The 24,964-nt window shown below is 54.7% G+C and carries 25 protein-coding genes; 14 read left to right on the plus strand and 11 right to left on the minus strand.

The window, feature by feature from the left end; all coding sequences use genetic code 11:
* Positions 1-11: 11 nt before the first annotated feature.
* Complete coding sequence (locus AC6I9Z_RS01400; protein WP_461457701.1) at positions 12-1,136, minus strand: M14 family metallopeptidase; 1,125 nt, start codon at positions 1,134-1,136, stop codon at positions 12-14.
* Positions 1,133-1,735, minus strand: coding sequence for a DUF4136 domain-containing protein (locus AC6I9Z_RS01405; RefSeq protein ID WP_461457699.1), 603 nt, complete (start codon positions 1,733-1,735; stop codon positions 1,133-1,135). Before AC6I9Z_RS01405 ends, AC6I9Z_RS01400 begins: the two co-directional genes overlap by 4 nt.
* 150 nt (positions 1,736-1,885) lie before the next feature.
* Between AC6I9Z_RS01405 and galE the strand changes: the two genes are divergently transcribed.
* The 3 genes from galE (at position 1,886) to AC6I9Z_RS01420 (ending at position 3,758) form a co-directional block, all read left to right on the plus strand.
* Positions 1,886-2,890, plus strand: coding sequence for a UDP-glucose 4-epimerase GalE (galE, locus tag AC6I9Z_RS01410; RefSeq protein ID WP_461457697.1), 1,005 nt, complete (start codon positions 1,886-1,888; stop codon positions 2,888-2,890).
* A gap of 106 nt (positions 2,891-2,996) precedes the next feature.
* Positions 2,997-3,122, plus strand: coding sequence for a type B 50S ribosomal protein L36 (ykgO, locus tag AC6I9Z_RS01415; RefSeq protein WP_007165381.1), 126 nt, complete (start codon positions 2,997-2,999; stop codon positions 3,120-3,122).
* 18 nt (positions 3,123-3,140) lie between these two features.
* Positions 3,141-3,758, plus strand: a complete 618-nt coding sequence (locus tag AC6I9Z_RS01420) for an HAD family hydrolase (protein ID WP_461457694.1) — start codon at positions 3,141-3,143, stop codon at positions 3,756-3,758.
* Between the two features lie 12 nt (positions 3,759-3,770).
* On the opposite strand, the gene AC6I9Z_RS01425 is transcribed toward AC6I9Z_RS01420, so the two are convergent.
* Positions 3,771-4,157: a MerR family transcriptional regulator gene (locus AC6I9Z_RS01425; protein ID WP_461457692.1), complete on the minus strand. Its 387-nt coding sequence runs from the start codon at positions 4,155-4,157 to the stop codon at positions 3,771-3,773.
* 20 nt (positions 4,158-4,177) lie between these two features.
* Positions 4,178-4,477 carry an integration host factor subunit alpha gene (locus AC6I9Z_RS01430; protein WP_109354439.1) on the minus strand — a complete coding sequence of 100 codons (300 nt, stop codon included), beginning with the start codon at positions 4,475-4,477 and terminating at the stop codon, positions 4,178-4,180.
* A gap of 124 nt (positions 4,478-4,601) precedes the next feature.
* Here AC6I9Z_RS01430 and AC6I9Z_RS01435 point away from each other — a divergent pair, with 124 nt between their 5' ends.
* The gene (locus AC6I9Z_RS01435; RefSeq protein WP_461457689.1) at positions 4,602-5,411 is read left to right on the plus strand and encodes a thioesterase family protein; all 810 of its coding nucleotides are present in this window, start codon (positions 4,602-4,604) and stop codon (positions 5,409-5,411) included.
* Positions 5,412-5,433: 22 nt separating this feature from the next.
* Here the strand turns inward: AC6I9Z_RS01435 and AC6I9Z_RS01440 are convergent, their stop codons facing one another.
* From AC6I9Z_RS01440 to AC6I9Z_RS01450, 3 genes are read right to left on the minus strand one after another with little or no spacing between them, the layout of a single operon-like run.
* Positions 5,434-8,679, minus strand: coding sequence for an efflux RND transporter permease subunit (locus AC6I9Z_RS01440; protein WP_461457687.1), 3,246 nt, complete (start codon positions 8,677-8,679; stop codon positions 5,434-5,436).
* Positions 8,676-10,094, minus strand: a complete 1,419-nt coding sequence (locus AC6I9Z_RS01445; protein ID WP_461457685.1) for an efflux RND transporter periplasmic adaptor subunit — start codon at positions 10,092-10,094, stop codon at positions 8,676-8,678. Before AC6I9Z_RS01445 ends, AC6I9Z_RS01440 begins: the two co-directional genes overlap by 4 nt.
* A complete protein-coding gene (locus AC6I9Z_RS01450; RefSeq protein ID WP_461457683.1) occupies positions 10,094-11,593 on the minus strand; it encodes an efflux transporter outer membrane subunit in 1,500 nt (499 codons plus the stop codon). Before AC6I9Z_RS01450 ends, AC6I9Z_RS01445 begins: the two co-directional genes overlap by 1 nt.
* A 135-nt stretch (positions 11,594-11,728) precedes the next feature.
* On the opposite strand from AC6I9Z_RS01450, the gene AC6I9Z_RS01455 reads away from it, so the two are divergent.
* The 6 genes from AC6I9Z_RS01455 (at position 11,729) to AC6I9Z_RS01480 (ending at position 16,575) form a co-directional block, all read left to right on the plus strand.
* Positions 11,729-12,370, plus strand: a complete 642-nt coding sequence (locus AC6I9Z_RS01455; RefSeq protein ID WP_461457681.1) for a TetR/AcrR family transcriptional regulator — start codon at positions 11,729-11,731, stop codon at positions 12,368-12,370.
* Between the two features lie 61 nt (positions 12,371-12,431).
* Complete coding sequence (locus AC6I9Z_RS01460; RefSeq protein WP_461457679.1) at positions 12,432-12,791, plus strand: hypothetical protein; 360 nt, start codon at positions 12,432-12,434, stop codon at positions 12,789-12,791.
* 40 nt (positions 12,792-12,831) lie between these two features.
* The gene (locus tag AC6I9Z_RS01465; protein ID WP_461457677.1) at positions 12,832-13,464 is read left to right on the plus strand and encodes a hypothetical protein; all 633 of its coding nucleotides are present in this window, start codon (positions 12,832-12,834) and stop codon (positions 13,462-13,464) included.
* 12 nt (positions 13,465-13,476) lie between these two features.
* Positions 13,477-14,064, plus strand: coding sequence for an NAD(P)H-dependent oxidoreductase (locus AC6I9Z_RS01470; RefSeq protein WP_461457675.1), 588 nt, complete (start codon positions 13,477-13,479; stop codon positions 14,062-14,064).
* Positions 14,065-14,177: 113 nt separating this feature from the next.
* Complete coding sequence (locus AC6I9Z_RS01475; protein WP_461457673.1) at positions 14,178-14,990, plus strand: universal stress protein; 813 nt, start codon at positions 14,178-14,180, stop codon at positions 14,988-14,990.
* A 16-nt stretch (positions 14,991-15,006) separates the two neighbouring features.
* On the plus strand, positions 15,007-16,575 hold the full coding sequence (locus AC6I9Z_RS01480; RefSeq protein WP_461457671.1) for an MBL fold metallo-hydrolase: 1,569 nt from the start codon (positions 15,007-15,009) through the stop codon (positions 16,573-16,575).
* A 17-nt stretch (positions 16,576-16,592) separates the two neighbouring features.
* Here AC6I9Z_RS01480 and AC6I9Z_RS01485 read toward each other — a convergent pair whose 3' ends face one another.
* On the minus strand, positions 16,593-17,435 hold the full coding sequence (locus tag AC6I9Z_RS01485; protein WP_461457669.1) for a universal stress protein: 843 nt from the start codon (positions 17,433-17,435) through the stop codon (positions 16,593-16,595).
* A gap of 404 nt (positions 17,436-17,839) precedes the next feature.
* Between AC6I9Z_RS01485 and AC6I9Z_RS01490 the strand changes: the two genes are divergently transcribed.
* From AC6I9Z_RS01490 to AC6I9Z_RS01500, 3 genes are all read left to right on the plus strand, one after another.
* A complete protein-coding gene (locus tag AC6I9Z_RS01490; RefSeq protein ID WP_461457667.1) occupies positions 17,840-19,372 on the plus strand; it encodes a PAS domain S-box protein in 1,533 nt (510 codons plus the stop codon).
* Positions 19,362-20,003: a response regulator transcription factor gene (locus tag AC6I9Z_RS01495; RefSeq protein WP_109354459.1), complete on the plus strand. Its 642-nt coding sequence runs from the start codon at positions 19,362-19,364 to the stop codon at positions 20,001-20,003. Before AC6I9Z_RS01490 ends, AC6I9Z_RS01495 begins: the two co-directional genes overlap by 11 nt.
* Positions 20,004-20,145: 142 nt before the next feature.
* Positions 20,146-20,589, plus strand: coding sequence for a host attachment protein (locus AC6I9Z_RS01500; RefSeq protein WP_461457664.1), 444 nt, complete (start codon positions 20,146-20,148; stop codon positions 20,587-20,589).
* Positions 20,590-20,594: 5 nt separating this feature from the next.
* Here the strand turns inward: AC6I9Z_RS01500 and AC6I9Z_RS01505 are convergent, their stop codons facing one another.
* The 3 genes from AC6I9Z_RS01505 to AC6I9Z_RS01515 all read right to left on the minus strand — a co-directional run bounded on the left by AC6I9Z_RS01505 (position 20,595) and on the right by AC6I9Z_RS01515 (position 22,920).
* Positions 20,595-21,200: a GNAT family N-acetyltransferase gene (locus AC6I9Z_RS01505; RefSeq protein WP_461457663.1), complete on the minus strand. Its 606-nt coding sequence runs from the start codon at positions 21,198-21,200 to the stop codon at positions 20,595-20,597.
* Positions 21,201-21,327: 127 nt separating this feature from the next.
* Positions 21,328-22,023 carry an endonuclease/exonuclease/phosphatase family protein gene (locus AC6I9Z_RS01510; protein ID WP_461457661.1) on the minus strand — a complete coding sequence of 232 codons (696 nt, stop codon included), beginning with the start codon at positions 22,021-22,023 and terminating at the stop codon, positions 21,328-21,330.
* A gap of 126 nt (positions 22,024-22,149) precedes the next feature.
* Positions 22,150-22,920, minus strand: a complete 771-nt coding sequence (locus tag AC6I9Z_RS01515) for a VOC family protein (RefSeq protein WP_461457659.1) — start codon at positions 22,918-22,920, stop codon at positions 22,150-22,152.
* Positions 22,921-23,144: 224 nt separating this feature from the next.
* Between AC6I9Z_RS01515 and AC6I9Z_RS01520 the strand changes: the two genes are divergently transcribed.
* Positions 23,145-24,872: a cation:proton antiporter domain-containing protein gene (locus tag AC6I9Z_RS01520; RefSeq protein WP_461457657.1), complete on the plus strand. Its 1,728-nt coding sequence runs from the start codon at positions 23,145-23,147 to the stop codon at positions 24,870-24,872.
* Positions 24,873-24,964: the final 92 nt, after the last annotated feature.

Below are 24,964 nucleotides of genomic sequence, written 5' to 3' on the forward strand. Positions count from 1 at the left end.
GTCAAAACACTCTAAATCTCGTCCATCAACTCCGCCAACGTCGCCAAGCACTCACGAGCTAGCAATTTACAGCGTTCCGGTGACCAGCCCTGTTCTTCATCCGGTAAATCACGATTATCCTTGAATGGCATTTCCAGTGTCATCGCTATGGCTCCGAAACGCTCGGCGACCTGATTTGTAGACATGGAGAGATTGGCCTTGCCCTTTGCGGCAGTCGGGTAGCCCAGCTCGGTCTGGAAATCGGGTGTACGGGCGGCGAGCCGATCGCGATAGGCGTTATATTTGCGTCCCATTTCATCGGTCCAGCTCGGTATGCCCTCAAATCCGGCAATAAACACCGCCGGTATCGCTTCATCGCCGTGAGCGTCTATTGCAAAGTCAACGCCGCTTTCATCCATCGCGTTTCGAACGCACAGCACTTCCGGGCTTTTTTCCGCCGTGGGTTCATGCCACTCCCGGTTGAGGTTCGTTCCGGCGTAATTGGTTCGTAGATGCCCTCTGAATGAACCATCTGGGTTCATATTCGGGACGACGTGAAACTGGCATTTCTGTAGCAACGCCCGGGCATGCGGGTCGGCAGGATCGGTCAGCATTTCCAGCACGCCTTCCATCCACCACTCGGCCATGCTCTCACCGGGATGTTGCCGGGCATAAAGCCAGACCTGTTTCTCGCCTTCGCCCATGGTGAGACAATCAATCGGTTGCCCTTCCAGGGAATAGCCCAAGGTTCGGCATGTGACGCCCTCTACAGAAGCGACTTCGGAAACCAGATCATGATGGCGGTCCATACTGTAAGGCGCAAAATAGGCGAACCAGATGATATTGCTGGTTGCGGTATAACTTATGGAAAGCGTGCCCTTATCTTCGTCATAGCTGCTGTCCGCCCGTCCCCAATATTCCCGGTCTTCACTGACACAGGCATTATAGCCAGGCCAGCCTTGGGGATAGGCAGAATCTTTCAGCCCATTGATATTGAGTTCCAACGTATCGCCAATTTCGCAGGTAACGCGAAAATGGAACCATTGGAAGAAATCGCTGTCCTTGTCCTTGCGGATCGATAGCTCGGCTTTGGTGCCGGAAATGTCATGGACGGCGATGTTTCCGCTATCAAAAGCGGCGGTGATTTTAATGCTCATGGCACCCTGATAGTGGTTCCTGACTCTCCGGGGAAGTCCCTGAATAACGCTTCAGCCAATTTGGATGCTGCCAGACCGGGCTGTGATGCAGGAGAACCATCTTTGGCTTCTACCGAAGAGCGGCCTTCCCAGACTGTTTGTCCATCAGCGCGGCGGGTAATGCGGACCGATAATTCGGTTGCAATCCTGTCTTTGGGCTTGCCGCTCAAGTTGATGCCAATTCCCAGACCAACGCCCGATCCATAGCTTCCGGTACTGCCGCCCACGCCAACCGATACGGGAGACCGGCCGCCATCCGCCGACAACCGGCTTTGCTCGACCGAAACTCTGGCGACATATTCCCCATTGGCAGCATCAGAGCCGGGATCGGAAAACCCGACGCGCTGCAATTCCCTGCGCACAGCAGCTTCATAAGTGCCCTGTTCCAACACCCTGGCATCGCTGACTTCGGAGTTTGAGACGATTGCTATCGTTCCAGGGACTATCTGCGCATCTTGTGCATTGTGAAAACGGGTGACGTTCACCGGCGGTGTGGATGCCACACAGGCGGTCATTGCCAGTGACAACATTGCGATCCCGAAAAGCTTTTTGCGTGCCATATTCTGCTACTCCCGACCAACTGTGCGCTATCTTAGCCTAAATTCCGATACTCGCGCGTAAATAATTGCATCCGCATGGCTCTATGGTTAACCGGATAACGACTTTTCCCGGATATTATGCCTGAATTAAAAGGTTTTTGAGGAGACAATATGCCAGAGCGCTTCACTATTTTGGTCACAGGCGGCGCGGGCTATATTGGCAGCCATGCAGTTTTGGCGTTGAAAGATGCCGGCTGGCCAGTTGCGGTCATCGACAATCTCACTACCGGTTTTCGCTGGGCTGTGCCGGATGATGTGACCTTCTATGAAGGGGATATCGAAGATACCGCTCTGGTTCTCAAGATCATGGAAGACGAAAATATCGGCGCGATCATGCATTTTGCAGGGTCCATCATTGTGCCGGAATCTGTTGAAAATCCGCTCAAATATTATCACAATAACAGCGCCAAAAGCCGCAGCCTGATTGATGCGACCGTTACTGGCGGGGTAAAGCATTTTATCTTTTCATCCACCGCAGCGACTTATGGCATCCCTGAAGAAAGCCCGGTGAGCGAACAAACACCCCAGCTACCGATCAATCCCTATGGCATGTCCAAGCTTATGACCGAGCATATGCTGCGCGATGTGTCAGCGGCGCATGATCTGAATTTCTGTGCGCTGCGCTATTTCAACGTCGCTGGTGCAGACCCACGGGCACGAACAGGTCAATCTACGGCGGGCGCAACCCATCTGATCAAGGTCGCGGTGGAAGCGGCTTTGGGCAAGCGCGACAGCGTTGCGGTATTCGGTACTGACTATGACACACCCGATGGCACCGGCGTGCGTGATTATATCCATGTTTCCGATCTCGCAGCAGCTCATGTGCTGGCACTTGAGGCGCTGATCGCTGATCCTGAACAGAATCACTTGCTCAATTGTGGTTATGGCCGGGGTTTCTCAGTGCTCGAAGTGCTCGACGCCGTCGATCGGGTCACGAATCTCAAGATTTCTCGCAAGCTGGAAGGCCGCCGCGCCGGCGATCCCGATTCGCTGATTTCCGACAATCGCGCGATCATGAAAAGCTTCCCGTGGCAGCCGCAATATGCGGATTTGGACAAAATTGTGACCCATGCACTGGCCTGGGAACGCAAATTGGGTGAAATTCGCGGAGAATAAGCCGCCTAGATGCTTGACTTTGGCGGGCCGTGACCCTAACTGCACCGTCTGCATACAGCTTTGGCTGTTTTCAAGAAATTTAGATTTATTAAGGCGTGGTACCAAAATGAAGATCCGCAACTCTTTGAAGTCGCTCAAAAACCGTCATCGGGACTGCCGCGTGATCCGTCGTCGTGGCCGCACCTATGTGATCAACAAAACGAATCGCCGGTTCAAAGCGCGCCAAGGCTAAATTCGTCCTTTGGCAGACATGACTGCCATTTCCAAAATTGATACGGTTATCTTCGATGTCGGCAATGTCCTGTATCAATGGGATTTGCGCTGTCTGTTCGAAAAGCTGATCGACGATGCAGAAGAACTGGACTGGTTCCTGCTGAATGTCATCACGCCCGAATGGCATTTCCAACATGATGCCGGCCGGCCGCTGGCCGAGATGGTGCCTGAGCGGATCTCGCAATTTCCTCAATATGAATCGCATATCAAGGCTTATGCGACACGGTTCAATGAAACTATTCCAGGGCCTGTAGCCGGCTCATTGCAACTGGTGAAGCAACTGGTCTCTAATGGCGTCCCGATATTCGGGATCACTAATTTCGGCTCGGAATTTTGGCGAGGCTTCCGTCCAACCGCCAAAATTTTCGATTCTTTTTCGGATATTATTGTGTCCGGCGACGAAAAGTTGGTGAAGCCCGATACCGCAATCTACAAGCTGGCGCTCGACCGCTTCGATGTTTCTGCCGATCAATGCCTCTTTATCGATGACCGTCCGGAAAATGTGGCAGGCAGTGAAAAACTGGGCATGAGGGGCCATCATTTTCGGGATGCGAGGACACTAAAGCAGGAACTGACAGCGCTCAAACTGCTGTAGCGCGTCTATAGACTATGCTTGGCTTAACGCGCTCGACAGCCGGTCACGAATGGTTTTCAACTCTTTCAACATCATACCATTGTCGCCGTTGACACCTGCCGCCATCTCATTCGTAGACGCAACAGGAGCACTGGCAACCGCTTGAGCCGCAGGCTTGCTCTTCCGTGATGTCAGAAATTTGCGGGCGCCTTTTATTGTATAGCCTTCTTCGTTGAGCAGGCGGTTGATCGTCTTGACCATCTCGACATCTTCGGGCCGGTAATGGCGACGGGAACCAGCCCGTTTGAGCGGTTGAAGCATGCCAAACTGTTCTTCCCAATAGCGCAATATATGGGGTTTGATATTCAGCTCTTTCGAAAGCTCTCCAATGGTTCGGAATGCGCCGCTTTCTTTGGTCATACTATACTCGACCTTTCAGACTACCCGGCCGCGATTATGCGGTCGCGCATCGTTTGGCTGGCACGGAACGTCAATACCCGGCGCGGAGCAATGGGCACTTCGACACCGGTTTTCGGATTACGTCCGGTACGTTCGCCCTTGTCCCGCAGGACAAAGGTTCCAAAGCCCGAGATTTTGACATTTTCACCATCAATCAAGGCGTTGATCATATGATCCAGAATTGATTCCACCATCACGGCGCTATCCGCTCTGGACAGCCCGACTTGGCGATTCATGGTATCAGAAAGATCGGCCCGGGTGAGAGTGCTGCTGTAGCTCATATGAAATATCTCCTAGTAAGAGATTGAAAATCCTACCCTTCCTATAGGGCAAGTTAAGAAATATGTAAATCTCAGCATCAATCTATTAGTAGATTTCGTTCATTTCCCGCGATAAGCCGCTCTGATGACAGATCAGATGACCGATATAACCGATAAAATGGTAACACTCTCCACACTTTTGGAACAATGCGGACCGGGCGGTGACGCCAATCCCGTCACTCTGCCTCAGGGCTGGACCCAGGGCCGGACCGCTTTTGGCGGCCTTTCAACAGCGCTGGCTTATCATGCTGCGAGCCATATCGAAGAGGGTCTACCCGGACTGCGCTCTGCGCAAATTGCCTTTACCGGTCCGCTATTTGGCGCGCTGACTGCACAGACAAAAATGCTCAGGCGGGGCCGCAATACCGCGTTTGTCCAGTCTGAGCTGTTCGGTGAAAAAGGACTCGGCCTGCACTGCAATTTCATCTTCGCCAGTCAGAGAGACACTGAAATCCAAAGCCATGATATGACGCATCCTGACTTTCCGCCCCTTCCCAAGGAAGAGGAATTGCACAGCGGACCGGAGCAGTTTTTCACCTCAAAAATGGAGTTTGTCGGTAAGCGGATCGATACCAGTATCAAGACCAACCGCCTGACCCGCTGGATGCGGCTCAAAGACCGTGAAGGTCTTGATCCGATCGCGGAGATATTGTGCATGGGGGATAGCTTGCCGCCGTCGATCATGGGGCTGCTAGACAAAAACGCAATGGTCAGCTCGATGAACTGGCAGGTCAATATTATCGCTGATCACCCCACGACAACTGATGGCTGGTGGTTGATCGATTCCCAAACCCATCATGCCGATCACGGCGCCAGCAGCCAGTTTATGAGCATCTGGAACAGCGAACAGCAATTGATGGCGACTGGAATGCAAAGCGTAGCCTATTACGCCTGAACATTATGGCCGAATGGTTGGATCAACTCTCCGTCAGAGGCTGCCGCCGTTGAGCCACAAATTTCTGAATCCGACGTTTGCCACGATGTTCGAGCAAGGCCAAAGCCGGGATCAACAGTTGCAGAATGACGGCACCGAACAATACGCCAAAGCCAAGACTGGCCGACATTGGAATCAGGAACTGCGCTTGTAGACTGGTCTCGAACGTGATCGGCGCAACACCCAGAAAGGTGGTCAGCGACGTTAGCATGATTGGCCGGAAACGGGATTTTGCGCCGTTTATGATTGCTTCTTCTATCGACATGCCGTTGCGCAGGTTTTCGTTGATAAAATCGATCATCACCAGCGACCCGTTCACGATCACGCCTGACAGGGCAATAATGCCGAATATACTGAGTACCACCAGTTGTAGGCCCAGCAAGATATGCCCGATTAGTGCCCCAATAATGCCAAAGGGGATAACCGCCATGATGATCAGCGGCTGCACATAAGAACGGAACGGGATAGCGAGCAGGGCGTAGATTGCCAGCAGCGCGAAAGCAAAGGCTTTACCAAGATCACCAAATGACTCGGCCTGTTCTTCCTGCTCTCCACCCAGGGTATAGAGGAGCTGCGGATAATCCGCCTGTAGCTGCGGCATGATATCATTGTTCAGCGCATCCGCGATTTCCTGTCCGGTTACCACGTCTTCGTCGATATCGGCCGTTATGGTTGTTACTCGCCGGCCATCTGTCCGGCGAATAATTGACGGCGCTTCACCAAAAGACACCTCGGCCAGCGTGGCCAAAGCCACTTCACCGCCAGGAACCCGAACCCGAAATCGCTCTACATCGCTGATCGAATTGCGCTCTTGTTCGGGCAGACGGATATAAACCCGCACATCCTCCCGGCCGCGTTGGACGCGCAGCGCCTCACTCCCGAAAAAGGCAGCGCGCACTTGCAGGGCGACATCCTGCAAGGTGACACCCAGGGTTCTCGCCGCTGGTTTCAGGCGCAGCTGTATTTCCTGCAAACCTTCATCCTGATCGGTCTCGATATCAAAGACGCCGGAAAAACGGGCCAGTTCTTCCATCAACTGCACGGAGGCCGTATCCACTATCGCCGGATCAGGGTCGGATAGCTGGACGTTAACCGGCGCGCCGACTGAAATCAGCTCTGATGCAAAGACAAGCGAGCGTGCTTCAACTATCGGTCCAACCGTATCTCGCCAGGCGCTCTCAAACGCCTTGGCATCCAGTTCGCGTTGATCGCCCGGCACGAAACTGAACTGCACGCTGGCAAGATTGGATGACAAGTTGCCACTGGTCGGTTCCGGCCCACCGTCCCGGGCCGCTTGTCCGATGCTGGTAAATATGCCGCGCAAAGGCGAAGGTTCATCATCATCCTGCTCCGCTTCAAATTCGGCATAGGCCTTGCGGCCGCCTTCCTCAATCAGTCTGGCAATTCTTTCAGTCTGCTCAATCGTCGTCCCGGCTGGCATCTCCAGATTGGCGGTCACTACATCGGCTTCCACGGACGGGAAAAATCCGACTTTAATGATGCCTGCGGGAATGAAAGAAGCAAACAGGATCAGCGTGGCGACGGCGCCCGCCACGATGACATAAGGCATACGCAGCGAGAAATTCAGCGCCCGGTCCAGCGGACCATCGACAAAGGCCTGATAGTGCCGGTCGACCTTCGCCTGCAAACGTTCAAAGAACCGTGTGACAATGTTCAGATTTGGCGTACCAGGCGCAGGAAGATGGCTGAGATGATAGGGTAGGATCAAAAGGCATTCGATCAGCGACAGCGCAAGAACCGCGATCACGACCAGCGGTATATCCGCAACGAGTTTCCCAATTACGCCGCCAATGGCAAAAAGCGGAGAAAAAGCGGCAACGGTTGTCAAAACCGCAAAGATTACCGGCACTGTAACCCGCCGCGCGCCGGTGATCGAGGCACCCAGGCCGGTACGGCCATTTTCGCGCTGCGCATAGATATTCTCACCCACCACAATGGCGTCATCGACCACTAGCCCCAGTGCGAGAATGAAACCGAATAGCGAGAACATATTGATGCTGGAACCGGCGAGATCGAGCAGATAGATGGCACCGATAAATGTGACGCCAATGCCAACCGCCGTCCACATTGCCAACCGGATATCAAGAAACAGTGTCAATGAGAGCAGGACGAGAAACAGACCGATAGCCGCGTTTTTGAGCAATAGGCTCAGACGGTCATTGAGCAGCTCTGAATCGTCGCTCCAGATGGCGTAAGACACACCTTCGGGCAGCGTCCCTGCGAAATCATTCTCCAGATATTCCCGAACCGCTTTCGCGACATCAAGAACCCGTTCGTCACTGGTGCGAAACACTTCGACAAACGCAACCGGCTTGCCATTGTAGAGAGGCAGCAGGTCGGCATCTTCAAACCCGTCCTTGATCGTCGCAACCTGACCCAGTTTGATCAGCGCACCATTTTCGTTGCTGACCAGCACGATATCTTCGAAATTCTGCTGGTTGTAATTCTGGCCAATGGTGCGAACGCGCACTTCCTCTGTATCGGTATCAATCGAACCGGCCGGACTATCAAGGCTGCTCGCGGCGACGGTTCGCGAGATATCATTGAGGGACAGACCAAAGGCCTGTAGAGTGTTTTGCGGAACTTCAACCGATATTTCATAGTCGCGGATCGAGCTGGTATCGACAAAAGAAACCTCGTCCAACGCCGCGAGCGAATCTTCCAGTTGATAGGCAACTTCCTTAAGCGCGGTTTCCGACACATCGCCAAATATCGCAATTCGCACGACACTTTGTCTGGTGGTCAATTCCCGGACGTCCGGCTCTTCTGCCTCATCCGGAAAGGTCTGGATCTGATCAATTTCGGCCTTCACGTCGTCCAGAGCGCGGTCGATGTCGGTGCCCAGCTCCAGTTCTACCGAAACCCGGCCCGACCCTTCATAGGCACTGGCCGTGACTTTCTTGACGCCGTCGACGGCCTCCACCGCTTCTTCGATTTTCTGGACAACCGATTCTTCTACCTCATCAGGCGTGGCGCCGGGATAGACAACGCTCACCTGCACGGTGTCGAGGCTGTTTTCCGGGAAAACTTCCTGCACAATTGTTCCGAAAGACGCGATTCCGGCAATGAAGAAGAAGAACATCAACAGATTGGCCGCAACGCCATTGCGCGCCATGAACGCGACCATGCCTTTCTGTTCCATAACGGCTTTGCTGGGGACTTCGGGACCCGATGGAGGGACTCCAGATTTATCTGCCGGTTCGGTCATTTTGCTCCGTCAGCTCCGGATTTCTTAGCTACCGATTGTGCGCCTTTGGTTTTACCTTGCGTTGTTTTGCTGCCCTTGGGTTTTTCGGCGGCCGGTTTGGGTTTCGCCGCATCTTGCCTATCCTCGGCAATCCGGATCTTCTGTCCGTCCGTGGCGGTTTTCAATGCCCCCAAAATCACAACCGGCTTTGCACCCAGGCCAGCCGTGCTGATCAACGCCTGTGTATCGGTGCGCTGGAATATATTCACTTTGACAATGCGCAACTTTCCGTCCCGCACCAGCCATATCTGGTTGCCGGGGCGCAATGCCGCCAAGGGCAATACCGCATATCGATCCAGCGCCCGTCCCGTAATTTCAGCATCGACAAAGCTTCCGACAAACAAAGGCGGAGCACCTGATGCACCCTCTGATTTCTGTCCTTGTTTCTGCGTCACTGCCGGAGCGCCGCCACGAAGCGGGTTGGGGATACGTAGGAACACATCAATCGTCCGGGTCTGCGGATTGAGCACATTGCTAGCGCGGTCAACATAGGCCTGCCAACGGTAACGGGTTCCACCATAATCAGAATAGACCGATGCCTCGATCCGGCCGCTGCCAGGACGCCACAGCGCTGGGATCAGCGCCGCTTCGCTTTCCGACAACGGAATAACCGCTTCGAAATCTGCAGTGCCGACCATTGATCCGAGCGCCTGCCCCGGCGCAACATAGCTGCCCAATGCAATTTCTTCTGAGCGCACCACACCCGAAAAAGGGGCGCGTACGGTCGTGCGTCTGAGCGCGGTTTGCGCATCCGCCAGCTGCGCCTGGGCGCGGCGAAGAGCAGCCCGGGCAGATTGCAATTGCGGCTCGCGGGTCGCCAGACCGTTGGTCGGCGCTGCATTGGCCGTCTGCCCGTTGGTACCCTGACTTTTTGCTAACTCATCCGGCGGCAGAATTCTTGCCGCATAGTCGCTGCTGTCCACACTCGCGTAAGCGCTGCTGCTGGCCGCGCGCTCTTGAAAGCGGGCAATCTCTGCCTTGGCCAGCGCCACTTCTTCCCGGGCCTCCAGAACTGCTACATTTTGCGATGCGACATCGGCCTGCGCTGTCTGCACGGCGTTGCGATAGTCGGACGTATCTATGCGGAACAAGGTTGCCCCGCGCGCAACCCTTTGGCCTTCCCGAAACCGGGGATTCACATAGACCAGTTTTCCCGCCACCTCGGCAGAAAGGGTCAATTCTTCGCGCGCACGCACCGTACCCGCGCCCTGAACCATTAAATTCCCAGAGCGAATTTCCAGAGGCTCGGCCTGCACCAGCGGGATATTCTCCTCCGTTGGTTTTTCTTCCGGACCCGAGCGCACAAAAATCAACAGCGCGGCAATCGCGATTGCTGCAAGCAGGATCAGTCCGCCAATAACGCGTTGCCGATGCACTATTTATCTCCTTGATTTTCAGACGCCGGAACAGCGGGTCCATCACCATCAGCAACCAAATCTGCTGTTGCCTTTGTGCCCCAACTGCCACCGAGCGCACGGTGCACGGCTAACCGGGCCAGCGCCACATCGCGCGCTGCTGAAGAAAGAGCAGATTGCACCTGATATTGCGCACGCAAGGCATCGAGATAATCGACGTAGCTGCCGACACCTGTCGCAAAACGCTGCGATTGCAATTCGGCTGCCGCCGTTGCTTCGTTAAGTTGAGAGAAGAGAAAACGATAGCGTTGCCGCTCTTCCTCATAACCTTCAATGGCCGTCCCCACTTCCTGATAGGCGTTGAGGACAGTTCGCGCATAAACCGCCGCCTGCTGAGCATATTGGGCATCCGCTGCTTCGATATTCGCTCGAATCCTGCCGCCTTGAAATAAGGGTGCGGTCAAATTGGCTCCCAGATTCAGTATCCATTTGTCGAAAATATCAAACAGGCCAGATGGGCTGCCGGCTTGCGTTCCGGTACCGGCCGAAAGGCTGATCGATGGAAAACGCTCGGCCTTGCGCGCACCAAGGTTGAACCGCGCGGCTTCCAGCCGCTGGCCCTCGGCATATATATCCGGCCGCTGGGCCAACAGGTCCATTGGCAAGCCGGAAGGAACAGAGGTAAAGATCAATTGCGGGGCAAGCTTCTGCCCCAGAAAAGCATCCATATTGTCAGAATAGCGACCCACCAGCACGGCCAGCTGTCCCTCGGTTGCAGCTAATTGCCTTTCACGCTGCGGCAATCCGGCCTGGATATTGCGAAAGTCCTGCCGCACCTGATAAAGTTCGAATGACGTTGCAAGGCCCCGGCGATAGCGATCTTCGGTTTGCTGGACCCGGTCGCCCAGCACATCGATAATCTTTGTGGTGAGCGCTATCTGATCACGGGCATCAACAATATCGAAATAGCTGGTGATCGTTTCCGCCATCACCGCAAGACGCGCGGCCTGCAAATCAGCAGCGGCGGCAACCGCATCCGCTCTCGCCGAGCGCGCATCATCGCGCAGCCTTCCCCAAAGATCGACCTCATAGGAAAAACCCAAACCGGACGTGTAGTTTTCCACCTGAAAACGTGTTCCACCACCAGCAGCCCCAAAACCGGTTCCAGCTGTCGGCGTATCGGAATAGCTGCTGCCGACATCGGCATTGACTTGCGGGAAAAGGCCGCTCTTCGACACACGGGCCTGCGCTTCTGCGGCACGCAATCGGGCCGCCGCCTCAGCGAGATCCAGATTTTCCGCCAGCGCCTCATCCAGCAAGGCATTGAGAACCGGATCCTGGAAAGACGTCCACCATTGTGCCGGTTCGTATGCACCGCTCGCATCAGTCTTGCTAAATTGTTGCGGCACACCAGCGGCAATCTGCGGCGCCTTTGATTCGGGTGCCATGCTCACACACCCGGTCGCCAGCAATGTTGCCGTGCAAGACGAGAAAAGGATTTTAGCGAGTTTGCTTGTCACAATAGGGGCACCGTTAAAACGACCTGGGACCTGCCAAGTGAGCGTAAACTGCCACCGAACAAAATGAACGTCAACGTTTTATTTGTACGATCGCGTTCATTTTGATAAGGTATATTGTTACGAGGGGAAATTGCCGTGGCAAAAGCGGAAAAAAAACAGAAGCATGTGCTTACCGACAGACCGGCCAGCCAGCGCAAAATTGCCGAAATACTGGCAGCAGCACGCGTGGAATTTTTCGCCAACGGATTCTCCGCTGCGACGATTGAAGCGATAGCCGCCCGAGCGCAGGTTTCCAAAGTCACCATTTACAGCTGGTTCAAGGACAAGGAAAATCTGTTTGCGCAGGTGGTCCGCACAGAGTCTTCTCAATTGCGCGAAAATTTCCTGCTGGAAAATTTGGCCGAGCAAAACCTGCACGAGATTTTACTGCATGCCGCACGCGGGATGCTCGACTTCCTGATGCGGGAAGACAGAGTTCGGATGGAACGTATCCTGGGTGCGGAAGTGACACGCGATCCGGCGATCGGCAAAATGTTCCTGGAAAACGGACCTCTCAGAATGGCCGAGGGCCTTAAAGCACTTTTGCAAGCCTCTGTTGAAAAGGGCGAAATTCAAAGTGACGATTTGGAAGCATCTGCAGAAATGTTTGCCGGATTGGTGATGGGCCGTATGGATTTGCTGCTGCGCTATGGCCATAAAATCAAGATGACCGCTGCCGACAAGGAAAAACGCGCCAGACGCGCCGTCGATGCATGGATGCTAATCCACCAGGTCTGAACCAATCAACTACGCAATATTGCGTATCGCGCCGGACTTTATCTCCCGCCAGATATCGGGAATGACTTGGAAAACAATACGCCTTGAACTGGCCCGAACCGCTGAACATCCCAATGGATCATCAGCCCATGCTTATGTGTTCCGTGTCCCGTTGGACGGCGCGGGGTTTATCGAACCGCAAGCGCTTCGTGAGGCGGAAAAACGCCCTGTCGTCCGGCGCTTCTGGCCCGGGGAACGCGACCAAAATGGCGTTGTCATCACCACCGACAAGGGCTGGGCCTTTTCCTACAAAGTCGGAGATGATGACGATGAAATAATATTCGGGCTGCAAAATCATCCGATCAAGGTCGGTGAATATCTGACCATTACAGAGGCCGACGGCAGTGAACTGCCGTTCAGGGTGATCAGCTGTCACGAATAGGTTTCTGCGGGCCACTGGGAACTAAAGAGGAGGAAACACCATGTTTTTTCGCAACCATTTTACACGCAGTCTTTTGATTGGCGCAGGCTTGCTATGCTTCGCTGCAACGCCAGCCACAGCCGAATGTGTCATCGGTTCGGAACCGCTCTTCGATCCGTTTGCGCCCTACAAGGGTGGCTCTGCCATCGTGCACAAGGACAGCGGATTCGTTTTTCCTGCTGAAGTGAGCGGGTTCAGACGCTTATGCGAGATGACGACTGACTTCTCCGGTGACAATTTCCAGATCCGCTATGAACGCATGATCGGCGAGCAGCTGGTCGCGGTCGACATCGCCGTCGTCCATCTCGAAGACCTGACCGCGCGTGACCATTACCGGATCATCAAACCTTCGGTCATGTCCCATTATGCCAGCGCATCTGTCGAGTCAGAAGGTGACTATTTTGTATCCGGGCGGGAAGACCTGTCCGCCTATCAAGGCATATTTGACGGTCAGAAAGACAACGTACCTTGGCATGTCAGCCTGACCGCGATTGATTATGGTTACTGGGATGCACGGTTGATTGCATCCTATCCCCACCAACTGGATATTCCTGCGCAGGAAGCATTGATGGAGCTGGTCGCGGCCTTCCAATGGCAAAGCCCGGCCGATCAAGAGAAAGATCAAGAGGAATAGCGGAGAAAAGCCATGAAACGCATAGCAATTATTGACGCGCATCCCGATCCCGACCCGGCACGCTTTGGACATGCCCTTGTCTCCGCCTATGCGCATGGGGCCAGGGAAGCGGGCCATGAGGTCCGCGAAGTCCGTCTGGCTGGCAAGGACATCCCGATATTGCAAAGCCGCACACAATGGATGGAAGAAGATCCGCCGGCCAGTGTGAAACCAGGGCAAGACGCCATAAAATGGGCGCAGCATGTCGTATTTTTCTACCCGCTCTGGATGGGCGACATGCCGGCGCTGTTGAAGGCCTTTATTGAACAGGCCTATCGCCCTGGTTTTGCCTTGGACTATGGTGAGGATGGCGACCGGAAACTGCCGAGAAAGCTTTTGACCGGGCGATCCGCCCGCCTGGTTGTTACAATGGGCATGCCAGCGATTTTCTATCGCGCCTATTTTGCTTCGCACAGTGTGCGGAGTTTCAAACGCAATATTCTTGCGCTGACCGGCGTGGACCCGGTTTCGACATCCCTTATCGGCAATGTCGATGGTAGTCCGCAACATCGTGAACGCTGGCTGAAAAAGATGGCCGATCACGGGGCCAATGGCGATTAGAGCCGGTGTCGGAGGCTCCGTAACATCCCTTATACAGAGCCAAAAATGATAGGGATACACTTCTCCTGTTGATGCTTTCCGAGTGGAAGATCATCAAAAATAGGAGAAAAATCATGAAATCCGTGCTGCTCTACGTCAACGATGACACCGGTTTGGAGGCGAGGCTGCAGGCGGCGCTGGATATCACCCGCGCGGTGAACGGACACCTCCACTGTTTGCGCGCTAATCCTTACAATCCGCAAATGGCCTTTGATGGCGTGACCGGCATGTCAGTGGTCTATGATGTCGCGAAGCTGACACGAGCAGCCGATGAGAAACTTCGCAACGATATCGAAGCACGTTTGGCAGAAGAAGACGTCCCGTGGCATTATGAGGAGGTCAATGCCAGTCCGGCCCGCGGTTTGGCGCGCAATTCAGCGCTAGCCGACATAATGGTTCTAAGTTCGGCCAGCGGTGACAAGGATAATGTCCTTCCGCTCGGTATATTGGGCGATGTGCTGTTCAACACCAACGTTCCCGCACTGGTTCAGCCAGATGATCTGAAAAAATTCGATGCGACCGGCACGGCAGTGGTCGCCTGGAACGGCAGCTTTGAGGCTGGCAACGCCCTGCGCGCTGCGGTGCCGATGCTGCATCTAGCAAATGCAGTCCACATTTTGACGGTGGATGAGGATAAGGACCACGACCTGCCGCCGCTCGCCGCATCAGAATATCTCTCACGTCACGGCATTACTTCTGAAGTGCATAGTATGTCAGCCAAAAAACCATCAATCGAGGCGGTGTTATTGTCCACCGCCGATACACTCAAAGCCAGCTATATGGTGATGGGCGCTTATGGCCACAGCAGGGCACGCGAATTTCTCTTTGGCGGTGTCACTAGAAGTCTGTTCAAGGATTGCCCGATGCCGCTGCTTGTATCCCGTTAATTCCCGGGAGGGCTGAATGGCCGACAGCGTAACCATTACATTCCACGGGGCCGCTGGCACGGTTACAGGCAGCTGTTTTGAAATTAACGGTGCAGGGAAGACAATCCTGGTCGATTGTGGATTGTTTCAAGGTACCCGGTCACTCGAACGATTAAACTATGAAGCGTTGCCGTTCGATATTGGAAAAATCGATGCCATCATCCTGTCCCACGCGCATCTGGACCACAGCGGGCGGCTGCCCTGCCTTTACGGTCATGGTTACAGTCCGCCAACTTACTGTACAGCAGCAACCGCTGATATCCTGAAGCCACTGCTCATGGATTCTGCGAAACTGCAAGCGGCGTCGGCGGAACGCCGCAACCGGCGCGCAGACCGCGCAGGCCTGCCACCCTTCCACCCGCTTTACACCGGGCCCGATATCGCAAAGCTGATGAAAAATATCACCACCGTCGACTATTGCGAGGAAGTGGAGCTGGGCCATGGCGTATCGTTCCGTTTATGGGATGCCCGCCATATTATCGGCTCCGCGTCGGTGGAGATCAAAATGAGGGGTCAAAGGTTGATGATATCTGGTGACATCGGATCCGGCAGCGCAATCGCATGTGCCGGTCAGGAGCTGGGCGGTTATGACCATATTATCTGTGAAGCGACCTATGGAGCGAGAGAAAGGGAAGAAACGCTGCTGAGTGAGCGCCGGGAGGCATTGGCCGCTTATGTCGAGGATAGCTTGCAATCCGGAGGCAATCTGCTCATCCCGGCCTTTGCGGTGGAACGCACGCAGGTCATTCTGGAGGACTTTCTGGCGTTGTTTGACTCCGGACGCTTGTCTCCCGTCAATGTCTTCCTTGACGCACCGCTGGCCCAAAAAATCACGCGGGCGATGCTGAAATATCGCAACAACGGTGCCGATCTGCTCAAACGTTCCAATATCCGGTTCATCCAATCCGTTGCGGAATCCAAGCAGCTGAATCATATCACGGGCGCTGTCATCATTGCCGGGTCCGGAATGTGCGAAGGCGGCCGGATCCGCCATCATCTGATCCGCAATCTGCCCAGGCGGCAATCACGAGTCCTCTTTACCGGTTTTCAGGTCGCCGGAACATTGGGCTCGGTCTTGAAAAGAGGCGAGAAAATGGTGCGCATCTCCGGCAATGATGTGCTCGTCAATGCCGATATTGCGGTGCTGGACGGTTATTCCAATCATGCCGATCGCAAGGGCCTTCTTCGTTGGATCAAAGACCATGATCCGGTTTCCGGCTCCCTGTTCCTTGTCCATGGAGAAGAAAAGGCTCTGCAGACTTTGGCCGGCGATTGCAAAGAAGCACAGCGCTATGGTGAGCCGGTCATCCCTGCCTTGGGTGAAATATGGGCCTTGCCTGCGGGCACACAGGCCCGTTTGCACAAACCGGGTCGCGGCAATGCTGCACAGCTCATCGCGCCACAGGACTGGACTTCGCGGCTCGCGGCCTTGCGCGCTTCGGTCCAGCAAAAGGTCCGGGCCCTACCGTCTGATCAGGACCGCGAAAAAATGCTGAAGTCGCTCGAACGGGCCCTGGAAAATTATCAGCAGGAAAAGCTGCGTTAGAATGCCGGTGAGCGGTCCTATTGCGGGTCGCGTACCATCATAACGTCCTGCTTGAGCCAGCCCAGCAGGACCCGGGCATTATTGCCCATGCTGGCACGCATGAAACCGCTTTTGCCATGCGTCCCCAACACTACCAGATCGGATTTCAATTCCTTGATCTTCTTGAACAAAACAACGCCAAGTTCACCTTTTTCGTTGGAAGCCTTCAGGCGTTTGAATGTGGCGTTGTCGATCGTGGTCTGCGCCAGAAAGCGCTCCATCAACTTGGCTTCTTCGGAGCCGATATCCTGTGCCACCTGATCCGACTTCAACCAGCCGCTATAGGGAACATTGTAAGCGTGGACGAGATGAAGCGGTATCTCTGGAAACAATTCAGCCGCAGTGTTGAGGGCGGTCATCGAACAATCGGAAAAGTCGGTTGCCACCATTATGCTGCGATAAGGTTTTACCGGCTTGCGCTTGATGATCAACACCGGGACATCGGCATGGCGGACGATATGGTCCACAGGCGATCCCAGGAAAACATCACTGAACCCGTCATAGTGGGCGACACCGGTTACAATCAGCCCGCAGCGTTCCCGCTTGGCGGTCTCGATCACCAGCTCTCCGACATTGCCCATTTCGATGATGAATTCGACGTGCACGTCGGTTTCCGGCAATTCCTCTTCCAGCTGTGTCCGTGCCTCTTTTGGTACCAGCCCCTTTTTCTTCGCCTGTTTGGGGTCCAGCACATGAACTACGATCAAGCGCGTTTTCCAGGACTTCGCCAGCATCAGCGCGCGATCAAAAGCGCGGTCGCAGCGAGCCGTCATGTCTGTCGCCAGAAGGATGGGTTTGTTTGTCGTTTTGGTGTCGGTCATCTTTGGAAAGCTTGCCCCTTGAAATTATTATAGAAATGGGTGCAGGCCGCCCTGCCTCCTTTTACGCCCGCGGGGTGGGGTAGGGGGAAGGGGCGTTTCAAGGGATAGAAAGGCGACCTGCGTACCTCCTCAACCCGCACTAGGCGGCGTTGATCGGGATCTTTCAATTTCTTTCGAGTGCTTCGGTCCATCTTCATTCGGCCTCGCAGCTCTTTGCCCCTTGCTTGAAAGGACGATTATTATTTTTGGCCGCGGCAGGAAATCAGTGGAGTTCCCTACGTAGTTTTACGTATTTCGCTTCAGGCTGTCCGTCATGCTTAGATCGCGTCAGCATTTTACATTTTGGCATCACTAGATATTCGTAGTAAAGGCGATGCCTCGAGGGTTCGAAGGAGCTTTTCACGATGCGCGCATTCGGGTTGGATCAAATTGACCGGTCGGCCTATCTCGAAGCCGTGCTGTCGACCCTGCCGGAATATATCATGGTCATCAGCCCGGATCGACAGCTGATTGATATCAACCAGGCCGGACTTCAGCTGATCGGCGTGGAGCGGGTTGAAGATCTGCCGGACCGCGATCCGCTGACGCTGATTTCCAAATCCTGTCGCCCTGCCTTTCAAAAAGCGCTCGCCTCCGTCTTCGATCGTGATAGCAAGCCCCTTGGCAAGCCGGTCAATATCGAACTGTTGCTGCACAATGGCGGATCACATGTTCTGGAGTTGCGTTTCGCTCCGCTTCACGAACGAGATGGCACTATCAGTGCTGCGGTCATTACTGCGCGTGACATATCCGAATTGCGCAACACGCTTGCCGCCGTGGAACAATCCACATCCGTGCTGCAATCCATCCTCGAGACCGTTCCTGATCCGATGGTGGTGATGGATGAAAAATGCCGCATCACCTCGTTCAGCACGGCGGCGGAAAAACTGTTTGGCTATAGCGAAGGCGAGCTGCTCGGGCAGAATATCAGCATACTCATGCCATCCCCGTATAGTGAGGAGCATGATAATTATGTTGATCGCTATATCCGTACAGGTGAAAAACGGATCATCGGCATAGGCCGAACCGTAGAGGGGAAGAAAAAGGACGGTACGGTCTTTCCAATACGGCTTGCAGTCGGTGAAGCAAAGGCAGGTGACCAGCGCCTGTTTACCGGCTTCATCATTGATCTGACCGAAGCACGCAATACAGAGGCCGAGTTGCAGGCTCTGCAAACCGACTTGTTGCACTCGTCCAGGCTCAGCGCCGTTGGGACATTGGCCTCTGCGCTGGCCCATGAAATCAACCAGCCGCTGTCCGCCATTACCAATTATCTGTCCGCAGCGCGAGACATGCTGGATAGCGGCGCAGAAGAGAATAAAGATTCTCTCTATGAAGCCATGCGCGAAAGCGTCTCTGAAGCCTTGCGTGCCGGCACTATAGTCAGGCGGCTGAGAGAGTTTGTGTCCAAAGGCGAACTAAACCGCAAAAGACTGTCCATTGCTCAGCTTGTCGAGGATGCGACAATCCTCGGTCTAGTAGGCGCTCATGATCAGGGAGTGGAATCATCTATCGAGATCGACCCTGACACCAATCACGTTTTCGCCGACAGGGTGCAGATTCAGCAGGTCATGATCAATCTGATGCGCAACGCGATTGAAGCGATGGCCGACAGCGCGGTCAAACATCTGAACATTGCCGTACGTTCAATACCCGATGACAAAGTTGAAATAGCAATATCAGACACTGGCAGAGGCATCGATCCGGATATTGCCGACAAGATTTTTGACCCGTTCACCAGCACCAAAAACAGCGGCATGGGTCTCGGACTTTCCATTTGTCGCACGATTATTGAAGCGCACGAAGGCACAATCAGTGCCGCGCCCAATCCGGAAGGGGGTACGATCTTCCGCATAACCCTTTGGAAATCCCATGAGGAGCATTCTGATGTCCAATGAACGTCTGGTCTATATTGTCGATGATGACGATGCTGTCCGCCGGTCGGCGTCTTTCATGCTGCGCCATGCGGGCTTTCAGGTGCGTCCAGTTGAATCGGGAATTGCCTTTTTGAAGCTTGCCAAAAACGCCGAGCGGGGATGCGTATTGCTGGATATCCGCATGCCGGAAATGAACGGGCTCGAGGTTCAGCAAGAGATGGTCAAGCAAGGTATTGATATGCCGGTAGTGATCCTGACCGGTCACGGCGATGTTGAAATTGCGGTGCAGGCGATGCGCGCTGGAGCGATTAACTTCCTTGAAAAGCCCTATGAGAAAGAAGCGCTGTTGGCGGCGATGACGGAGGCGTTTGAGCGCATTGATAACAGCGAACTGAAAGAAATGGCGTCATCCGAAGCCAAGGTACGGCTTGCTTGCCTGACCGGACGTGAGCGCGATGTGCTGGACGGCCTGATGACCGGCTATCCCAACAAAACCATTGCTTATGATCTGGGCATTTCGCCGCGCACAGTAGAAATATATCGCGCCAACATGATGGAAAAGCTGCGCGTGCGAAGCCTCGCCGAGGCTCTGCGTATCGGCTTTGCAGCAGAGGACGGCAAAATGGTAAACGCCAAACCGGTACAGCACTGACTTACGTAACTCTGCGGATAGTCTGCCTCTTTGAGCAGCGGTACTATCGACGATAATATGTTGACTTCAGCTTGTCGCAATTAACTTGTAACACACTGTATCAGAATGCAGCATAGACCGTGAACTCAAAACAGGAAGAAACGTGCTGATACGCAATGGTAGCTTGATTGTCGCGGTCGATGGATCGCGCATGTCGATTTTTCGCAATGTTGGTGAAGCCTTCAAGCCAGCACTGGAGCTTGTTGAAGAGCATCAGAGCCCCACGCCAAAATCATCCGACATGGGTGATGACAGGCCAGGCCGAAGCTCGCAAAGCACCAGCCCGCGCAAGGGGGCCTATGAACAAACTGATTTGCACCAGCAGGCAGAAGACCGGTTCGCCCGAGAGGCTGCCGAACGAATTGACCAGATAGCGCGCGATTCCAAAGTTGGCCTGGTGCTTGTCGCCGCCCCGCGGGCATTGGGAGTGATCCGGCAGAATCTCAGAACCGAAACGAGCCAGAAATTACTGGCGGAGATCGACAAGGCTTTCGGCCCACATGAAACAGAGTCTTTGGCCAAAATGCTTGAGAAACATCAGGCCTGAATCCGCTACCCTGTGGGGGCAGCGGCACTCAGGTCAAATTCCAGCAGCATCAGCGTAGCATCGCCGGGATAGCTTTTCGCTGTGAATCCCATTTCACGCTCCAGCTCAATTGCCGCATGATTTTCACGGCTCTCAATGGATTGCAGTTTCTTGATACCGCTGCGTCGGGCTTCGTTTGCCACATATTCCAGGAAGGTCCAGCTCATGCCGCGGTGCTTGTAATCGGCGTGGACGACAATCGCGACCTCGGCGACCGACTTGTCCTCATTCGCGCCAATCATGGCGCTGGCGATGATGGTCTTGTCGTCAATGTCGAAAGCGAGAAAATCTTCCTTATGGTCATGATCGACGTCGACCAGATAAGAGAGCATTTCATCGCCCACTTCGGGAATCGGAGACAGGAACCGAAAACGTAAGTCATCTCTGGTCACATGCCTGAAAAATTCTGCCAGAGCTTCCTTGTCGGCAGAAGCAACAGGGCGGACATGAAATTCAAACCCGCTGCGCGTGGTGAGCGGGATTGACTTGCTGACGATCAGGTCATGACTTGAATCGGTTTCCGGTTTCTTGGGCTTTATCGAAAGGGTCGGTTTGGCTGTTTGATCAGACATTGGGGGCTCCTTGCAGCTAGCTTTGTGTAGCTGAATTTACGGGGGAAGATGAGGTCCGCGCTATGTCAAACGGGACCATCGCTTTCTATCCGTAATGCCCCTTATGGTGCCCCTCCAAAGATGGCGATCAGGCCGCCGCGACCTGCGCCCAAACCGGTAGGTGGTCTGATGCCTTTCGGGCTGAAGCGCTGTCATGCACACCGCCTGCCATAGCCTTTAGCTGATCGCAATGCATGATCCGGTCGAGCCGGGCAATCGGGCCGCGCGAGTGGAAGCTGCGGCCGCAATCAACGAAATTATAGCTGCGTCCAAAATCATGCAAACAGCCGCCAGCGGCGCTCCACTCGTTAAGATCACCCATTAATATCGTAGGCCGCTCCGCCCCATATTGCCTGGCGAGCTTGATGATGGCGGCGGCCTGGCGGCGGCGCCACAGACCGGACAGATCAAGGTGCATCCCGAATATCGAAAGATCGAAACCCTTGATGGCAATGTGGGCCATCACCGCACCGCGTGGCTCCAGATAGGGGATATGCAAGATATCATGGGCGATCACTTCAGCCGATTTATGCGCCAATATCGCATTGCCATGCCAGCCCATCGAGTCGATCTGGACATCCAGCGGAATGGCGCGATAGTCGCTATATTGTTCCAGCAGGAGCGGCGGTATTGCTGCTGCCCGTGCACCAAAACGGCGATCTGCTTCCTGCAGTGTAATGATATCCGCATCCAGTTCGTTCAGGACCTCAATCACCCGCCCGGGATTGCGCCGCCGGTCGGTGCCAATGGCCTTATGCATATTGTAACTGGCAACTGTCAGCATCGAAAGAATCTGCTATTATCCCGCGTCGATTCAACTACACCCGGCTGCTATTTGCAGGGGCAGTCATCAGCCTAAAGATAAGCGGTGATCATGCAAATATAAACTGATCCAAAAATTCTTCATGACTCAGCCTTCAGGGACAATCAAACCGAACAGCGCGCCTGTCGGGTCCAGCAATAATGCACGCCTGCCGACACCTTTCGTCACCACTGGACCCAGTAGCTGTTTGGCACCCAAATATGCGGCCTTTTCGATCGCCATATTGATATCCGCAACCTGGATGTACGGAACCCATTGCGCTGCTAAGTCCAGCTTTGCGGGCATGACCAAAGCTCCCGTTACCGGGTCGCGGTCTGTGTCTACAAAGCTGGTATAAAAACTCTTGTCTCCGGCATCCGTCTGCCTGGCGGCCCAGGTAAAAAGGCCGCCGTAAAATGCCCGTGCGCTGTAGTCGTCGGTCGTTAGCAGTTCATCCCAAATGAAGACGCCTTGCGGTGGTGGATAGTCATGGCTCGCGACGAACGGACAAATCAGTCCGCCCTGCGGATCCCGCACCACTGCACTTCGCCCGACACCAGGAATATCAAATGGTTCCCTTTCAATTGTGCCATCCAGTTTTCTGGATCGTCTGGTGGTTTCATCGACATCATCAACCGTTACATATGTCAGCCAGCAGGATCGCTGATCCGGTTCAATCTTTATCAACCCGCCATGAGCTGCGCCATTGGACAGAATAAGGGGATAATCGCCCGCGCCGGGTTTCCAGACAAATTCGGCGGCATGTTCCACTTCATAGGTCCAGCCCAGTAATTTGGCGTAAAAGTCGCAGGCTTTGCCGACATCGGTCGTCAGAAGGTCATGCCAGACAACATGGCCGGTTGCGGCTGGTCGGGACATGGCTGTTTCCCCTTTTGATTAAACATATGCGGTCGGTCACGGCTGGCCTGACCAATACACCTTCATGGATTGGAAGCTATTGACTCAGATCAATCCAATGGCAGAATGGCGGTGCTAGAGACTGCTCTGGCACCAACGTAAACGTCTTGAAAACAAGGGAAACGACCCAGAAAGCCTGTTCCCGCTCCAGCCCCCCGTTTACGACAACCGCAGAGGCCTGACCCGTGCATCCTGAAATACCCTATCTTCGGGAAACCATCATCTTTCTGGTCGCCGCCGGACTGGTTGTTCCGCTGGTGCGCAAGGCAGGCATCAGTGCGGTTCTTGGTTTCCTGTTTGTCGGTCTGGTAATCGGGCCGTTCGGGGTCGGGCGACTGGTCGGCGAAACACCGGTGCTGGAATTGATGGTCATCGCCGATGTCGAAGGCGTCCGCCGCTTTGCCGAACTCGGTGTTATATTCCTGCTTTTTACCATCGGCCTTGAACTTTCGGTCGCACAGCTTTGGGGGATGCGCCGGCTTGTCTTCGGCTTCGGCACCGCGCAAGTGACGGTCAGCGCGCTTGTCATTGGCGGCATCGCCTATGCTTTTGGCAATACGCTGGTCGCCGCCACAATATTCGGCCTGTGTCTCGCGCTTTCGTCCACGGCGCTGGTGATGCAATTACTCACCGAGACACGGCGCCTGAGCGCCCCCGCCGGTCGAGCCAGTTTCGGTGTGCTGCTGCTGCAGGATCTCGCGGTGGTTCCCATCCTGTTTTTCGTCGGCATAGCCGGCGCGACAGTCGAGGGATCACTGGCATTTGCAGCGCTGAAGGCAATAGGCGAAGCGGTGCTGGTAATAGCTTTGATCTTCCTGATCGGCCGCATCGCCGTGCGCCCGTTTTTGCGCTTTGTCGGCGGCACTGGCAGCCGCGAAGTGTTCATGGCGGCTGTCATCCTGCTGGTCCTGATCACCGCCGCATTGACTGCACTGGCCGGACTCTCGATGGCGCTAGGCGCGTTTCTGGCCGGTCTGCTGTTCGCCGGAACCGAATACCGGCACCAGATTGCCAGTGATATTGAACCGTTTAAAGGCTTGCTGCTCGGCCTCTTTTTCATCTCGGTCGGGATGAGTCTCGACATCATGGCGGTATGGGCGGATATCCAGTGGGTGCTGTTGTCTGCATTCGGGCTGCTTGCGATCAAGGGAACGATCCTTTTCGCGCTCGCCCGCGCCTATCGTTTGCCCAAGGATGTCGCCGCCGAAACCGCGATCCTGATGAGTCAGGGGGGTGAATTTGCCTTTGTCGTGATCGCGGCTGCCCTGTCCTTTTCCCTGCTTGACCCCGCCAACGCACAGTTCATGTTGCTTGTTGTCATTGTCACGATGTTCCTGACACCGCTGCTGGCGATCGCCGGACGGCGGGTGGGCGAAATGCTGCGCCAGCGCGAAGCGAAAAACGGCGACATGACGGCCAGCATCGACGATGAACATCCGGTAATTATCGGCGGGTTTGGCAGGGTTGGCCGCTTACTGGCGCAGCTTCTGGAAGAACAGCGGGTACCCTATGTTGCCATCGATAGCGATCCTGATCTCGTCGCAACCGAGCGTGCGAAAGGCGCATCAGTCTATTTCGGCGATGCAAGCCAGCCGGACCTGTTGAAACATCTCGGCATTGAACGTGCGGCGGCCTTTGCCACCACCATGGATGCACCGGAATCGGCAGAGCACGTGATCAAGGCCGTCCATCAGGACTGGCCGCACATCCCCATCATCGCGCGCGCCTGCGATGTCAGCCATGCCGAGGACCTACGCGCCAGCGGTGCGCGAAGCGCGGTACCCGAAACGGTCGAGGCCAGTCTGGAACTGTGCGAGCAACTGCTCACCAACATCGGTTTTCCCCAGGAAGCCGCGCGCGCCATCGTGGATGATCAGCGCACATGGCAAACCGACAAGGTGCAAAAGGAATAGACGGGTCCTATCGAATGAGAGGTCATCAATCGATTTAACGGAATAGCAAACAGCGTGATAACCGCATTTACAACCGATAATATTCAAAAAAA

This window comes from Parasphingorhabdus sp. (genome assembly GCF_059726685.1).

What these genes read in the sequence shown, in the direction of transcription:
- AC6I9Z_RS01435 (WP_461457689.1), top strand. Translation starts at nt 4,602, where the DNA reads ATGACAGATCAGATGACCGATATAACCGATAAAATGGTAACACTCTCC.
- AC6I9Z_RS01485 (WP_461457669.1), bottom strand. Translation starts at nt 17,435, where the DNA reads ATGACCGACACCAAAACGACAAACAAACCCATCCTTCTGGCGACAGAC.
- AC6I9Z_RS01420 (WP_461457694.1), top strand. Translation starts at nt 3,141, where the DNA reads ATGACTGCCATTTCCAAAATTGATACGGTTATCTTCGATGTCGGCAAT.
- AC6I9Z_RS01400 (WP_461457701.1), bottom strand. Translation starts at nt 1,136, where the DNA reads ATGAGCATTAAAATCACCGCCGCTTTTGATAGCGGAAACATCGCCGTC.
- AC6I9Z_RS01480 (WP_461457671.1), top strand. Translation starts at nt 15,007, where the DNA reads ATGGCCGACAGCGTAACCATTACATTCCACGGGGCCGCTGGCACGGTT.
- AC6I9Z_RS01515 (WP_461457659.1), bottom strand. Translation starts at nt 22,920, where the DNA reads ATGTCCCGACCAGCCGCAACCGGCCATGTTGTCTGGCATGACCTTCTG.
- AC6I9Z_RS01475 (WP_461457673.1), top strand. Translation starts at nt 14,178, where the DNA reads ATGAAATCCGTGCTGCTCTACGTCAACGATGACACCGGTTTGGAGGCG.
- ykgO (WP_007165381.1), top strand. Translation starts at nt 2,997, where the DNA reads ATGAAGATCCGCAACTCTTTGAAGTCGCTCAAAAACCGTCATCGGGAC.
- galE (WP_461457697.1), top strand. Translation starts at nt 1,886, where the DNA reads ATGCCAGAGCGCTTCACTATTTTGGTCACAGGCGGCGCGGGCTATATT.
- AC6I9Z_RS01495 (WP_109354459.1), top strand. Translation starts at nt 19,362, where the DNA reads ATGTCCAATGAACGTCTGGTCTATATTGTCGATGATGACGATGCTGTC.
- AC6I9Z_RS01465 (WP_461457677.1), top strand. Translation starts at nt 12,832, where the DNA reads ATGTTTTTTCGCAACCATTTTACACGCAGTCTTTTGATTGGCGCAGGC.
- AC6I9Z_RS01440 (WP_461457687.1), bottom strand. Translation starts at nt 8,679, where the DNA reads ATGACCGAACCGGCAGATAAATCTGGAGTCCCTCCATCGGGTCCCGAA.
- AC6I9Z_RS01470 (WP_461457675.1), top strand. Translation starts at nt 13,477, where the DNA reads ATGAAACGCATAGCAATTATTGACGCGCATCCCGATCCCGACCCGGCA.
- AC6I9Z_RS01510 (WP_461457661.1), bottom strand. Translation starts at nt 22,023, where the DNA reads ATGCTGACAGTTGCCAGTTACAATATGCATAAGGCCATTGGCACCGAC.
- AC6I9Z_RS01490 (WP_461457667.1), top strand. Translation starts at nt 17,840, where the DNA reads ATGCGCGCATTCGGGTTGGATCAAATTGACCGGTCGGCCTATCTCGAA.
- AC6I9Z_RS01430 (WP_109354439.1), bottom strand. Translation starts at nt 4,477, where the DNA reads ATGAGCTACAGCAGCACTCTCACCCGGGCCGATCTTTCTGATACCATG.
- AC6I9Z_RS01425 (WP_461457692.1), bottom strand. Translation starts at nt 4,157, where the DNA reads ATGACCAAAGAAAGCGGCGCATTCCGAACCATTGGAGAGCTTTCGAAA.
- AC6I9Z_RS01505 (WP_461457663.1), bottom strand. Translation starts at nt 21,200, where the DNA reads ATGTCTGATCAAACAGCCAAACCGACCCTTTCGATAAAGCCCAAGAAA.
- AC6I9Z_RS01460 (WP_461457679.1), top strand. Translation starts at nt 12,432, where the DNA reads ATGACTTGGAAAACAATACGCCTTGAACTGGCCCGAACCGCTGAACAT.
- AC6I9Z_RS01405 (WP_461457699.1), bottom strand. Translation starts at nt 1,735, where the DNA reads ATGGCACGCAAAAAGCTTTTCGGGATCGCAATGTTGTCACTGGCAATG.